This window comes from Amycolatopsis sp. TRM77291 (assembly GCF_054166285.1).
In genome coordinates this window covers 2,842,155-2,855,024 of sequence record NZ_JBSZHF010000001.1, presented here as the reverse complement: position 1 = coordinate 2,855,024, position 12,870 = coordinate 2,842,155, and the positions used below count along the sequence as shown (strand labels likewise).

Here is a 12,870-nt window from a genome sequence, read left to right as displayed (position 1 = left end):
GCTACTTGGTTCCGCGGGAAAGTCGTGATTGGAGGACGACGAGCGCCCCGAGGACGAGCACGCTCACGCCGATCACCCGCAGCGCCGTGCTCGCGGCGGTGACGAACGCGGAGAGCACTTCGGGGGATCGGCCGGGTACGGCCGCCAGCGCCTGCGCGACGGTGTGCGGATCGTGGTCCGCGCGGATGTCGGACGGCAGCGCGGTGACGAACCGTCCGGTGAGGACGGTGCCGATGACCGCGACCCCGAGCGCACTGCCGAATTCGCGGGTGGTGGCTTGCAGGCCGGCGCCGACACCGGCCTGCGACGGCGGCAGCGAACCGGAGATCGCGGCGGACAGGGTCGGAAGGGCCAGCGTGACACCGACGCCGGTCACCACCAGCCAGGCCGCGTAGACCGGATACGGCGTCGAAGCGTCGCTTGTGGACAGTCCGACCAGGCCGCCGCCACAGAAGGCGAACGCCATGGCGATGACAGTGTCGACTCCGAAGCGCTGGACGAGCTTGCCAACGTGTCGTGCGCCGAGGACGACGGGGACGGTCAGCGGGATGATCCCGAGTCCGGTCAGCAGTACACCGAAACCCTTGCCGTACTGGAGGAAGGACGCGTTGACGTAGAACAGCGCGAACATCCCGAAGAAGATCGCGGTCATGCCGAGACAGGCGCTGCGCAACGCGGGCACGCGAAACAGCCGGGGATCGAGCAGCGGGTGCTCGGTCTTCAGTTCCACGAACGTCCACAGCGCGAAAAGCACAACCGCACCGGCGAATCCGGCCAGGACTATCGGGCTGCCCCAACCCGCTTCAGGACCCTCGACGATGCCCAGCAGCAACGCGACGGACGCGCCGACGAGCAGGACGGCGCCGAGCGGACTGAGCGGACGGTCGTGCCTCGGAGACACCGGCGCGATCCGGGCGACGAGCACGACGAGCGTCAGCGAGACAGGGATGGCGGCCGCGAACAGCCAGCGCCACGATCCGCCCGCCAGTATCGCGCCGCCGCCGACATTGCCCGCCACACCACCGATGCCCGTCATCGAAGCCCAGGTCGCGATGGTGACGCCCTTGCGTTCGGCGGGGACGGCGTGCAGCAGGACGGCGAGCGTGTTGGGCAGCACCGCGGCGGCCCCGATCCCCGTGATCGCCCGGCCCGCAAGCAGGAAAGGAACGTTCGGCGCGAGCGCCGACAGCAGCGCGCCGAGCGCGAACAGTGACAGACCGGCGAGCAGGACGCCCTTGCGGCCGAAGCGGTCGCCGGCCGCACCGCCGGGGATCACGAGGCAGGCGAAGAAGACGACGTAGGTGTCGACGATCCAGATCAGTGCCGACGCGGACGGATGGAGGTCGCTCGCGGCGAGCATCGGGACGGCGAGGTTGATCGCGGCGACCATGCCGACCATGAGCACGACACAGGCGCACATGACGGCCAGCAGGCCGCGCCGGTCCGTCGCGGCTTCGGGAATGTCGCGGGCTTGAAGTCGGAGTGGCATGTCCACGACGCTATGGGCCTGCCGGTACTTCGTGCCACGCAACTTTGGCAAGCCAGAGTTGCGTACGATGCAACCATGGCCGACCAGCTGGACCTCAACCTTTTGCGCGTGTTCGACGCGTTGCTACGGGAGGGCAGCGTGACGGCGGCGGCCGAACGGCTGCATCTGTCGATCCCGGCGGCCAGCCGGGCGCTCGGCCGGTTGCGGCGGGCCATGGGCGATCCGATCCTGGTGCGCGCCGGCCGCGGGATGGTGCCGACGCCGTTCGCGCTCCGGACGGCCCCGCGGGTGCGGTCCCTGCTCGACGAGGCGTCGGCCCTCATCAGCGCCGACCGCGAGCTGGCGATCGGCGACCTCGAACGCACCTTCACCATCCGCATCAACGACGGTGTCGCCGCGACCTTGGTGACGGCCGCCGCCGAGGCGACCGCCGCGGTCGCGCCGGGTGTCGTGCTGCGTTTCGTCGCCGAAGGCAGCGAAAGTGCCGAGGCATTGCGAGACGGCTCAGTGGATCTCGACATCGGTGCGGGCGACGTCACCGCGCCAGACATCCGCTCGACGCTGCTGTATCACGAACGAGTGGTCGCGATCGTCAGGGCGGACGGGCCGCTCGGCGGCGTGCGCCGACCGACGCTGGCCCAGCTCTGCCGGTATCCGCACGTGTCCGCTTCACGGCGCGGCCGGGGCAGGGGACCGCTCGACGACGTGCTCGAGGCGGCCGGTCTCCAGCGCCGGGTCTCGGCGGTCGTCCCCACCTCCGCCGTCGCCGCGTTCCTGGTCGCGTCGAGCGACTACATCGGCCTCGCGCCCCAGCGGCTCGCCGAGCAGTACGGACGGTCGCTCGGCATCCGCTGGTTCCCGATCCCCGCGGATCTCCCGCCGATCGAGGTCTGCCAGCTCTGGCACGCGCGGCTCGACGCCGACCCGGCCCAGCGCTGGCTACGTGACACGATCCACGCCGCGCTCGGGGCGTCCGGTGGTAAAGTCCCGAAGGTTGATCAACACCGATCGAGTACGAAAGCGAGGTGAGCGGCACATGCCGGAAGACAGTCCTGGACCGGCCGGAAATGGTCGCCGTTCACCCGTGTGCGCGGTGCGCTGACCTTCTCCGGCCTCCTTTCCCTGTCTGGCTTTGTGTACGCACGCCAGAAAAGAGCCGGAATCATGAACACTTTCGAAATGCTGCTCAGGGTCGGCACCGGCGTCGGCCTCGGCGCCGTCATCGGCATCGAGCGCCAGTACCGCGCCCGGATGGCCGGACTCCGCACCAACGCCCTCGTCGCCGTCGGCGCGACCCTCTTCGTTCTGCTGTCCGCCCACGGTTTCGGCGGGCTGAACACCAGCGGTGACGCCGACCCGACACGCGTCGCCGCCCAGATCGTCTCCGGTATCGGTTTCCTCGGCGCCGGGGTGATCCTGCGGGACGGGCTGAACGTGCGCGGGCTCAACACCGCCGCCACGCTGTGGTGCTCGGCGGCCGTCGGATCCCTTGCGGGAGCGGGGCTTTACGGCGTCGCGCTCGCCGGGACCGTGGTGATCGTCGGGGTCAACGTGTTGTTGCGCCCGCTCGGCCGCGTCGTCGACCGCCGCCCGGAGCACCGGGAAGACTGCTCGGAGCAGGAAGACCGCGAGGCCGCATGACGGCGGCCAGGTGCGCGGGCTCCCAGCGGCACCACTCACGAGCACGCCAGGAAATCCAGCAGTATCCGGGAGAACTCGGCGGGTTTCTCCAGATTGATCATGTGCGCGACCCCGGGGACGACCAGTTTCCGGGCGTCGCGTGCTTCGCTTTCGATCTGGCAGGCGATGGCGGCGATATCCGTGGAATCCAGGTCTCCCACCAAGGTCAGCGTGCGCGGGGCCAGCTCGCCGGTACGTTCGATCGCGCGTAGCTCGTCCATTTGCGTGAAGCCGGACAGTCCGTGCCGGACGACCGTCTGCGTGTACATGTCCCGGCACAGGCTCCGGACTCGCTGATCGACGTCCACGGGCGCGCGCTTCGGCCCGTCCACCCACATACGGAGGATGCACTCGATGGCGGCGGGAAGATCACCCCGGGCGCCAGCCTCTTCGAGCTTCTCGGTCTGCTCCAGGACGAAGGGATCCTTTGTCGCCATCGCGCTGAGGCCGGTGGCGACCAGGACGAGGTTTTCGACCAGGTCCGGGTACGTCAGCGCGAAATCGACCGCGATCCGCCCGCCGCCGGACAACCCGACCAGCGAAGCGCGGGGGAGCCCCAACGCGGTCATCAGCTCGCGGAGATCCTCATAGTGCTTGAATCGCGCTGTCGGTGTCGAGGAATCGCCGTGCCCGCGCGCGTCGTACCGGATGACGGTGTGGTGTGGTGCGAGCGCCGTCATCTCGGCGTCCCACATCCGGGAGTCGAGGATCCCGCCGTGCAGCAGGATCACCGGATCGCCTTCACCTCTGACCTCGTACGCCAATTCGCCGTTCTCGACCTGAACTCTCCCCGTGGTCATGCCCGCACGGTACCGAAGAACGACGAAGGGCCCCTTTCCCCAAAGTGCGGGGAAAGGGGCCCTTCGTGTGCCGTGCTTACGCCTGGGTCATCTTCCGCAGGACGTACTGCAGGATGCCGCCGTTGCGGTAGTAGTCCGCCTCACCCGGGGTGTCGATGCGGACGTCCGCGTCGAACTCCACCTTGGTGCCGTCGGTCTTCGTCGCGGTGACGTGGACCGTGCGCGGGGTCTCGCCGTCGTTCAGCTTCGTGATACCCGAGATGTCGAACGTCTCGGTGCCGTCGAGGCCGAGCGACGAGGCCGACTCGCCCGCCGGGAACTGCAGCGGGATGACACCCATGCCGATCAGGTTCGACCGGTGGATGCGCTCGAACGACTCGGTGATCACCGCGCGCACACCCAGCAGGCGCGTGCCCTTGGCCGCCCAGTCACGGGACGAACCGGAGCCGTACTCCTTGCCGCCCAGGACGACCAGCGGGATGTCCCGCGCCGCGTAGTTCTGCGCCGCGTCGTAGATGAACGCCTGCGGGGCGTCGTCCTGGGTGAAGTCGCGGGTGTAGCCGCCCTGCACGTCGTCCAGCAGCTGGTTGCGCAGCCGGATGTTCGCGAAGGTGCCGCGGATCATGACCTCGTGGTTACCGCGACGCGAGCCGTAGGAGTTGAAGTCCTTCTTCTCCACGCCGTGCTCGGTCAGGTACTGCGCGGCCGGGGTGCCCGGCTTGATCGCGCCGGCGGGGGAGATGTGGTCGGTGGTGACCGAGTCGCCCAGCTTCGCCAGCACGCGCGCGCCGGAGATGTCGGTGACCGGGGCGGGCTCCGCCTGCATGCCCTCGAAGTACGGGGGCTTCCGGACGTAGGTGGACTCGGCGTCCCAGTCGAAGGTCTTGCCCTCGGGGGTGGGCAGCGACTTCCACCGCTCGCCACCGTCGAAGACGTCGGCGTAGTCCTTGGTGAACATCTCCTGCGTGATCGCGTAGTCGATGGTCTCCTGGATCTCCTTGGCCGACGGCCAGATGTCCTTCAGGAAGACGTCGTTGCCGTCGGTGTCCTGGCCGAGCGGCTGGTTCTCGAAGTCGAAGTCCATCGTGCCGGCGAGGGCGTACGCGATGACCAGCGGCGGCGACGCGAGGTAGTTCATCTTCACGTCGGGGTTGATGCGGCCTTCGAAGTTCCGGTTGCCCGAGAGCACCGAAACCGCGGTGAGGTCGTTCTCCTGGATCGCCGCGGAGATCTCGTCCGAGAGCGGGCCGGAGTTGCCGATGCAGGTGGTGCAGCCGTAGCCGACCAGGTGGTAGCCCAGCTTCTCCAGGTACGGCCAGAGGCCGGCCTTGTCGTAGTAGTCGGTGACGACCTGCGAACCCGGCGCCATCGAGGTCTTGACCCACGGCTTGACCGCGAGGCCCTTGTCGACCGCGTTCCGGGCGAGCAGCGCCGCGCCGAGCATGACCGACGGGTTGGAGGTGTTGGTGCAGGAGGTGATCGAGGCGATCACCACGGCGCCGTGGTCGAGGATGAACTCGCCGCGGTCGGGAGTGCTGACCTTGACCGGGTTGGTCGGGCGGCCGCTGTGGCCGTTCGCCGCCGACTGGATGTCGACCGCGCCTTCGTCCTTGAACGAGAGGGCGGCCGGGTCGCTGGCCGGGAAGGACTCTTCGACGGCTTCGTCCACGTTGGTGTGCGGGACCTCTTCGCCACCGACGTAGTCGTGGATCGACTTGCGGAAGGAGTTCTTCGCGTCGGTGAGCTCGATGCGGTCCTGCGGGCGCTTCGGGCCGGCGATCGACGGGACGACCGTCGACAGGTCCAGCTCGATGTACTCGGAGTACTCCGGCTCGTGCGACGGGTCGTGCCAGAGGCCCTGCTCCTTGGCGTAGGCCTCGACGAGCGCGACCTGCTCCTCGGAGCGGCCGGTGAGCTTGAGGTAGCGGACGGTCTCCTCGTCGATCGGGAAGATCGCCGCGGTGGAGCCGAACTCCGGGCTCATGTTGCCGATGGTGGCGCGGTTGGCCAGCGGCACCGCGCCGACGCTCTCGCCGTAGAACTCGACGAACTTGCTGACCACACCGTGCTTGCGCAGCATCTCGGTGATGGTGAGCACGACGTCGGTGGCGGTCACGCCGGTCGGGATCTCGCCGGTGAGCTTGAAGCCCACGACGCGCGGGATGAGCATGGAGACCGGCTGGCCCAGCATGGCGGCCTCGGCCTCGATGCCGCCGACGCCCCAGCCCAGCACGCCGAGACCGTTGACCATGGTGGTGTGCGAGTCGGTGCCGACGCAGGAGTCGGGGTACGCCTGGCCGTTGCGGGCCATCACCGTGCGCGCGAGGTGCTCGATGTTGACCTGGTGCACGATGCCGGTGCCCGGCGGGACGACCTTGAACTCGTCGAAGGCGCCCTGGCCCCAGCGCAGGAACTGGTAGCGCTCGCGGTTGCGCTCGTACTCGATCTCGACGTTGCGCTCGAAGGCGTCGGCGCGGCCGAAGACGTCGATGATGACGGAGTGGTCGATGACCAGCTCGGCGGGGGCGAGCGGGTTGACCTTGTCCGGGTCGCCGCCGAGGTCGGTGACGGCCTCGCGCATGGTGGCGAGGTCGACGACACAGGGGACACCGGTGAAGTCCTGCATGATCACGCGGGCGGGCGTGAACTGGATCTCGATCGACGGGTCGGCCTTGGCGTCCCAGTTGCCGAGCGCGCGGATGTGGTCGGCGGTGATGTTCGCGCCGTCCTCGGTCCGCAGCAGGTTCTCGAGCAGGATCTTGAGGCTGTAGGGAAGGCGCTGGGAGCCCTCGACCTTGTTCAGGCGGAACACCTCGTACGAGGCGTCGCCCACCTTCAGCGTGTCTTTGGCGCCGAAGCTGTCCTTGCTGGCGGGTGCGGTCACTTCTAACTCCAGTGGCGGGTCAGTTCGGTGAGTTCTCCAGGCCGTTCGGGTCGGCCGGGAGCGAGTCTTGCGCACCCCCACCGTAGGTCCGGACGCGGGATGGCACACCTCGTTCGTCTCTTCAAACAGTACGCCCGTCCTTTTTACCTGGCAAGCCGACACGCGCGTCACGAAGGTCTCATCCACCTGCGGCCGTTCGAGTGACGAAGCGTTCGTCTGTTCGTCCCCCGTTGAGGGGAAATGGTGCCTACGGTGTGTAAGTTCCTGGTGGTGCTTCTGGTAATGCTGTGACGGCAGTGGCACAGTGAGGTCGTTGTTCAAGATCGGGAGGTGGGTGGATCGTGCGTGGTGAAACCGGGTCTGGGGCCGGTGCCCGCCGTGGCGCGACCATCGGTGCGCTGGGAATCGCCCTGTTGCTCGGGGTGACGGGTACCGCCATCGCGGTACCGCCGCCCCCGCCGAACCCGAGCGACTCCGAGATCAACTCCAGCAAGGCCGAGGCCAACGCCAAGGCGGGTGACGTCGGCAGGCTCACGAACCAGCTGGCCCAGGCCGAGTCGAAGCTCGCCCAGCTCAACGACGACGTCCAGCTGAAGATGGAAGAGGCCAACAAGGCGAGGGTCGACGCGGAGACCGCGCAGGACGAAGCCGCCCAGGCCGATCGCGACGCGAAGGCCGCGCGCACCGAATCCGACGCCGCGCAGGCCGCCATCGACAAGGCCCGCGCCGACCTCGACCGGTTCGCCGCCGCCAGCTTCCAGCAGGGCAGCAAGATCGGCTCGGTTTCGGCCTACCTGACGGCCAACAGCCCGAAGGAGCTGCTCGGCCGCGCCCAGATGCTCGACGCGGTCGGCGGTAGCAGGCTCAACGCGCTCGACACGATGAAGCGCGCGCAGACGGACAAGTCCAACAAAGACGCGACCGCGCGCAAGAAGCTGGAGATCGCGCAGGAGCGCAAGCGCGCGGCCGACGCGGCCAAGCACGAGGCCGACAACGCGCAGAGCGCCGCGCAGCACGCGCAGGACACCCAGGCCGCGCAGAACCAGAAGCTCGAAGCCGACCGGGCGAGCGTCGAGAAGCAGCTTTTCGAAGCGCAGCAGAAGGTCAGCGGCCTGCAGGGGCAGCGGCAGCGTTACGAGGACTGGAAGGCGCAGAAGGCCCGCGAGGACGAGGAACGTGCCCGTCAGGCCGCTCTCGCCGCGTCGAGGCCCAGCCCCGGTCAGGGCGGCGGTGGGCGTCCGACCGGCAGGCCCGTCCAGTCCGCCCCCGCCGGGGCGAGCGTCGAAGCCGTCGTCCGGCGGGCCCTGTCCCAGCTCGGAGTGGTGTACGCCTGGGGCGGTGGCAACACGTCCGGGCCGACGCGCGGTATCCGCGACGGTGGCACGGCGGACCGTTACGGCGACTACAACAAGATCGGCTTCGACTGCTCGGGCCTGATGATCTACGCGTTCGCCGGGGTGAAGTCGCTCCCGCACTACAGCGGTTATCAGTACAACGCCGGGCGGAAGGTGCCGCTGTCCCAGATGCGCCGCGGTGACATGCTCTTCTGGGGCGGCAGCGCGCGGGGCATCCACCACGTCGCGATGTACCTCGGGAACGGGCAGATGGTCGAGGCGCCGCAGTCCGGTCTGCGGGTCCGCATCGCGCCGGTGCGCTACGGCGGCATCATGCCGTACGCGACCCGCTTGATCGGCTGAGCGTGCCCTACGCGGGGATCGTGCTGGCGGGCGGCGCCGCGCGCCGCCTGTCCGGTGTGGACAAACCCGCGCTCCCCGTCGGCGGAAAACCGTTGCTGGCCAGGGCTTTGGCCGCGCTCGCGGACGCCGATCCGGTGATCGTCGTCGGCCCGGAACGGCCTGGATTCGGCGACGTCGTCTGGACAAGGGAGTCCTCGCCCGGAACGGGACCGGTGGCCGCGCTGGCCGCCGGGCTCGCGTTGGTGCGCACGGAGCTCGTCGTGGTGCTGGCCGGTGATCTCGCGGGCGTCCGGAAGTCCACTGTGGACAGGTTGCTGGCCGGCCTCGGGCCGGCCGCGGGCGCGGTGCTTGTCGACGCCTCAGGGGAGCGGCAATGGCTGCTCGGCGCCTGGCGTGCGGAGGCACTGCGCGGCGCTCTGCCGGAGACGGTGGAGAACGCGTCCCTGCGGCGGACGCTGGGCGGGCTGGAAATCGTCGAGGTGCCCGAGGAACCGGGCGAAAGCGACGACATCGACACGCCCGAGGATCTGGACCGGCTCTCCTAGAGCTTCACAGCCGTCATACCGCTGATCGGGTTGGCTACCGTCACGAACGGCTGTGTCACCGACCACTACGGTCACATCCGGACGCATGTACGCAAGCGGGGAACACAGGAGGCACAGTGACCGAGCCCGGCTACGCCGACGGCGCGCAGCAGCAGCCCGGAACGCCGGCGCGGGACGCCCAGTTGCTTGAGCGGACCGTGTTCGAGGTCAAGCGGATCATCGTCGGCCAGGACAGGCTGGTCGAGCGGATGCTGGTCGGCCTGCTGGCCAGGGGGCACCTCCTGCTCGAAGGCGTTCCCGGTGTCGCGAAGACGCTCGCCGTCGAGACCTTCGCGCGCGTGGTCGGCGGTTCGTTCTCGCGGGTGCAGTTCACCCCGGACCTCGTCCCCGCCGACATCCTCGGCACCCGGATCTACCGCCAGGGCGCGGAGCGGTTCGACGTCGAACTCGGTCCGGTGGTGGCGAACTTCGTGCTCGCCGACGAGATCAACCGCGCGCCGGCGAAGGTGCAGTCGGCGATGCTCGAGGTGATGGCCGAGCGGCACGTGTCGATCGGCGGCCAGACCTTCCCGATGCCCGACCCGTTCCTCGTGCTCGCCACGCAGAACCCGATCGAGAACGAGGGTGTGTACCCACTGCCCGAGGCGCAGCGTGACCGCTTCCTCTTCAAGATCGTCGTCGAGTACCCGACGGCCGAGGAGGAGCGGGAGATCATCTACCGGATGGGCGTCACCCCGCCCACCCCGCAAGAGGTGCTGACCCCGGCCGAACTGGTGCGGCTGCAGAACGTCGCTTCGCAGGTCTTCGTGCACCACGCGCTGGTCGACTACGTCGTCCGACTCGTGCTCACCACCCGTACGCCGAACGACCACGGCCTCGCCGACGTCGCGGGCTGGGTGTCCTACGGTGCCTCGCCGCGCGCCAGCCTCGGCATCATCGCCGCCGCCCGTGCGCTGGCACTGGTCCGCGGCCGGGACTACGTGCTGCCGCAGGACGTAGTCGACGTCGTCCCGGACGTCCTGCGTCACCGGCTCGTGCTGTCCTACGACGCGCTCGCCGACGGCGTGCCCATCGACCACATCATCACGCGGGTGCTGCAGACCGTGCCGTTGCCGCAGGTCTCGGCCCGTCCGCAGGGCGGCGCCGGGCAGGGCGGCCCGGTCCCGGCCGGCGCGCCGGTCAGGTAGGGAAGCGTGAAGAACGAGAAGGGCGAACGTCCTTCCTGGGCTCCGCCGGTACTCCGCGGGGAGCGGATGGAGGCGGGCCTGCGCACGCTCGAACTCGACGTGCGCCGCCGTCTCGACGGCCTGCTGCAGGGAAACCATCTCGGCCTGGTGCCCGGGCCCGGCTCGGAACCGGGGGAGGCCCGGCCGTACCAGCCCGGTGACGACGTCCGCCGGATGGACTGGGCGGTCACCGCGCGGACGACGAGCCCGCACATCCGGGAGACCGTCGCCGACCGTGAACTGGAGACGTGGCTGGTGGCGGACGTGTCCGCGAGCCTCGACTTCGGCACCGCGCTGTGCGAGAAGCGCGACCTGGTCGTCTGCGCGACGGCCGCGGTCGCCCACCTCACCGGCGGTGGCGGCAACCGGATCGGCGCGCTCGTCTCCAACGGGGCCGGCAGCATCACGCGGATCCCGGCGCGCGGCGGGCTCCCGCACGCGCGGGGGCTGGTCCGCAAGCTCGCCGAGACCCCGCGTGCCGAAGAAGGTGTCCGCGGGGATCTCGCCGCGGCGCTGGAGAAGCTGCGGCGCCCGCCCCGCCGTCGCGGGCTCGCCGTCGTGATCTCCGACTTCCTCGGCGACACCGAATGGCAGCGGCCGCTGCGCGCGCTCGGCGGGCACCACGACCTCATCGCCATCGAAGTCCTCGACCCGCGCGACATCGACCTGCCCGACGTGGGCACCGTCGTGCTGGCCGACCCGGAGACAGGGAAACAGCGCGAAGTGCACGCTTCGGCCTTGCTGCGCAAGGAATTCGGCGCCGCGGCGCACGCTCACCGGCAGGAGGTCGCGGCCGCGCTGCGCCGCGCCGGTGCCGCGCATCTGGTGCTGCGCACCGATTCGGACTGGATCGCGGACATGGTCCGGTTCGTGGTGGCCCGCAAGCGCCGCTGGTCCGGTGGTGTCGCGTGAGCCTCACCGGATTCGCCTCGCCGTGGTGGTTCCTGCTGCTGCTGGTGGTCGCCGCGGTGGCCGTGGGCTACGTGCTTTCCCAGCGCGCACGGCGCAAGCGCACCATGCGGTTCGCCAACCTGGAACTGCTGGAGAAGGTCGCGCCGAAGAGCCAGGGGTGGGTGCGGCACGTTCCCGCCATCCTGATCGTGCTTTCGCTGCTGGTGCTCACCGTCGCGCTCGCCGGGCCGACGGCCGAGCAGAAGGTGCCCCGCAACCGGGCCACCGTGATGCTGGTGATCGACACCTCGCTGTCGATGGAGGCGACCGACGTCGCCCCGACCCGGCTGAAGGCGGCCCAAGAGTCGGCGCGTTCGTTCGCGCAGAACATGACGCCGGGGGTGAACCTCGGGCTGATCTCCTTCGCGGGGACGGCGACCGTGCTGGTCGCGCCGACCACCGACCGCGGCGGCGTGGTGAAGGCGATCGACAATCTGAAGCTGGCGCAGTCGACGGCCACCGGTGAAGGGATTTTCGCCGCCTTGCAGTCGATCGAGAGCTTCTCGGCGATCGTGGGCGGCGCGGAGGGTCCGCCTCCCGCCCGGATCGTCCTGATGAGTGACGGCAAGCAGACCGTTCCGGACGACCTGTACGCCCCGCGAGGCGGCTACACGGCGGCGCAGGCGGCGAAGCAGGCCCAGGTGCCGATCTCGTCGATCGCGTTCGGGACCACGCACGGTTCGGTCGACATCGACGGCAAACCGCAGGAAGTCAAGGTCGACGTCGAGTCGCTGGAGGAGATCGCGCGGCTTTCGGGTGGCGACTTCTACAAGGCGGCCAGCGCCGAAGAACTGAAACGCGTGTACGACGACCTCGGTGAGCAGATCGGGTACGAGCTCAAGGACGCGGACGCGAGCCGTCCTTGGGTGATTCTCGGGACCTTGGTGCTGATGATCGGTGCCGCGGCTTCGCTGTTCTTGGGGCAGAGACTGCCTTAGTGTCTTGCCCCAGACTGGCCGGCGGCCGCGCGTCGACGTCGCGAAAGCCACTTTCGCGACGTCTGATGTCCCGAAAGTGGCTTTCGCGGCACGGCGGTGCGCCAGAGCCGGGAGCTACGGGGTCGCGAAGCCGTTCTGCCGCCAGGCCTCGTAGACGCTGATCGCCGCGGTGTTCGACAGGTTCAGCGACCGGCTCGACGGCAGCATCGGCAGTCGCACCCGGTCGGTCACCTGCGGGGACTCCTGGATCTCGGCGGGCAGCCCCGCCGACTCCGGCCCGAACATCAGGACGTCCCCGGGCTGGTACGCGACGTCGGTGTGCAGCCGCGTCGCCGAAGCGCTGAACGCGTAGACCCGGGCGGGCAGCAAAGCCGCCCAAGCCGCGTCGAGATCCGCGTGCACGTGGACGCGTGCGAGGTCGTGGTAGTCGAGCCCGGCTCGCCGCAACTGCTTGTCCTCCAGCGTGAAACCGAGCGGCTTCACCAGGTGGAGCTCGCAGCCGGTGTTCGCGGTCAAGCGGATCGCGTTACCCGTGTTGGGCGGGATTTCCGGGCGGTAGAACAGGATGCGGAACACGAGGGTTGATCGTCTTTCGTTCACGGGCGCTTCGCCTGAGCGCGGCCGGGCGGCCATCAAGCCGGACGAGCATGAGGCCCGCCC

General features: G+C 69.4%; 11 protein-coding genes. 7 read left to right on the top strand and 4 right to left on the bottom strand.

Going from position 1 to position 12,870, the window contains the following annotated elements; all coding sequences use genetic code 11:
* Position 1: 1 nt before the first annotated feature.
* Positions 2 to 1,420 carry an MFS transporter gene (locus ACXIZN_RS13520; protein ID WP_457960509.1) on the bottom strand — a complete coding sequence of 473 codons (1,419 nt, stop codon included), beginning with the start codon at positions 1,418 to 1,420 and terminating at the stop codon, positions 2 to 4.
* A 144-nt stretch (positions 1,421 to 1,564) separates the two neighbouring features.
* On the opposite strand from ACXIZN_RS13520, the gene ACXIZN_RS13515 reads away from it, so the two are divergent.
* Together ACXIZN_RS13515 and ACXIZN_RS13510 are read left to right on the top strand one after the other, a co-directional pair.
* Complete coding sequence (locus tag ACXIZN_RS13515) at positions 1,565 to 2,518, top strand: LysR family transcriptional regulator (RefSeq protein ID WP_126732047.1); 954 nt, start codon at positions 1,565 to 1,567, stop codon at positions 2,516 to 2,518.
* Between the two features lie 135 nt (positions 2,519 to 2,653).
* Positions 2,654 to 3,130: an MgtC/SapB family protein gene (locus tag ACXIZN_RS13510; RefSeq protein WP_457954735.1), complete on the top strand. Its 477-nt coding sequence runs from the start codon at positions 2,654 to 2,656 to the stop codon at positions 3,128 to 3,130.
* Between the two features lie 35 nt (positions 3,131 to 3,165).
* Here the strand turns inward: ACXIZN_RS13510 and ACXIZN_RS13505 are convergent, their stop codons facing one another.
* Both ACXIZN_RS13505 and acnA read right to left on the bottom strand, forming a co-directional pair.
* Positions 3,166 to 3,969: an alpha/beta fold hydrolase gene (locus tag ACXIZN_RS13505; RefSeq protein ID WP_457954734.1), complete on the bottom strand. Its 804-nt coding sequence runs from the start codon at positions 3,967 to 3,969 to the stop codon at positions 3,166 to 3,168.
* A gap of 76 nt (positions 3,970 to 4,045) precedes the next feature.
* Positions 4,046 to 6,853, bottom strand: coding sequence for an aconitate hydratase AcnA (gene acnA / locus ACXIZN_RS13500; protein ID WP_457954733.1), 2,808 nt, complete (start codon positions 6,851 to 6,853; stop codon positions 4,046 to 4,048).
* A gap of 341 nt (positions 6,854 to 7,194) precedes the next feature.
* Here acnA and ACXIZN_RS13495 point away from each other — a divergent pair, with 341 nt between their 5' ends.
* From ACXIZN_RS13495 to ACXIZN_RS13475, 5 genes are all read left to right on the top strand, one after another.
* A complete protein-coding gene (locus ACXIZN_RS13495) occupies positions 7,195 to 8,550 on the top strand; it encodes an NlpC/P60 family protein (protein ID WP_457954731.1) in 1,356 nt (451 codons plus the stop codon).
* 2 nt (positions 8,551 to 8,552) lie between these two features.
* Entirely contained in the window at positions 8,553 to 9,095 is a 543-nt protein-coding gene (gene mobA, locus ACXIZN_RS13490) for a molybdenum cofactor guanylyltransferase (RefSeq protein WP_457954730.1), read from the top strand.
* Between the two features lie 116 nt (positions 9,096 to 9,211).
* Complete coding sequence (locus ACXIZN_RS13485; protein WP_034306533.1) at positions 9,212 to 10,282, top strand: AAA family ATPase; 1,071 nt, start codon at positions 9,212 to 9,214, stop codon at positions 10,280 to 10,282.
* A gap of 66 nt (positions 10,283 to 10,348) precedes the next feature.
* Positions 10,349 to 11,233, top strand: coding sequence for a DUF58 domain-containing protein (locus ACXIZN_RS13480; protein ID WP_221473007.1), 885 nt, complete (start codon positions 10,349 to 10,351; stop codon positions 11,231 to 11,233).
* Entirely contained in the window at positions 11,230 to 12,210 is a 981-nt protein-coding gene (locus ACXIZN_RS13475) for a VWA domain-containing protein (protein ID WP_034306538.1), read from the top strand. Before ACXIZN_RS13480 ends, ACXIZN_RS13475 begins: the two co-directional genes overlap by 4 nt.
* A gap of 114 nt (positions 12,211 to 12,324) precedes the next feature.
* Here ACXIZN_RS13475 and ACXIZN_RS13470 read toward each other — a convergent pair whose 3' ends face one another.
* On the bottom strand, positions 12,325 to 12,786 hold the full coding sequence (locus ACXIZN_RS13470) for a tRNA (cytidine(34)-2'-O)-methyltransferase (RefSeq protein WP_457954728.1): 462 nt from the start codon (positions 12,784 to 12,786) through the stop codon (positions 12,325 to 12,327).
* Between the last annotated feature and the right edge of the window lie 84 nt (positions 12,787 to 12,870).

Excerpts from the sequence above, each read along its gene's own strand:
- ACXIZN_RS13520 (WP_457960509.1), bottom strand. The coding sequence starts at position 1,420 with ATGTGCGCCTGTGTCGTGCTCATGGTCGGCATGGTCGCCGCGATCAAC.
- ACXIZN_RS13515 (WP_126732047.1), top strand. The coding sequence starts at position 1,565 with ATGGCCGACCAGCTGGACCTCAACCTTTTGCGCGTGTTCGACGCGTTG.
- ACXIZN_RS13510 (WP_457954735.1), top strand. The coding sequence starts at position 2,654 with ATGAACACTTTCGAAATGCTGCTCAGGGTCGGCACCGGCGTCGGCCTC.
- ACXIZN_RS13505 (WP_457954734.1), bottom strand. The coding sequence starts at position 3,969 with ATGACCACGGGGAGAGTTCAGGTCGAGAACGGCGAATTGGCGTACGAG.
- ACXIZN_RS13480 (WP_221473007.1), top strand. The coding sequence starts at position 10,349 with ATGGAGGCGGGCCTGCGCACGCTCGAACTCGACGTGCGCCGCCGTCTC.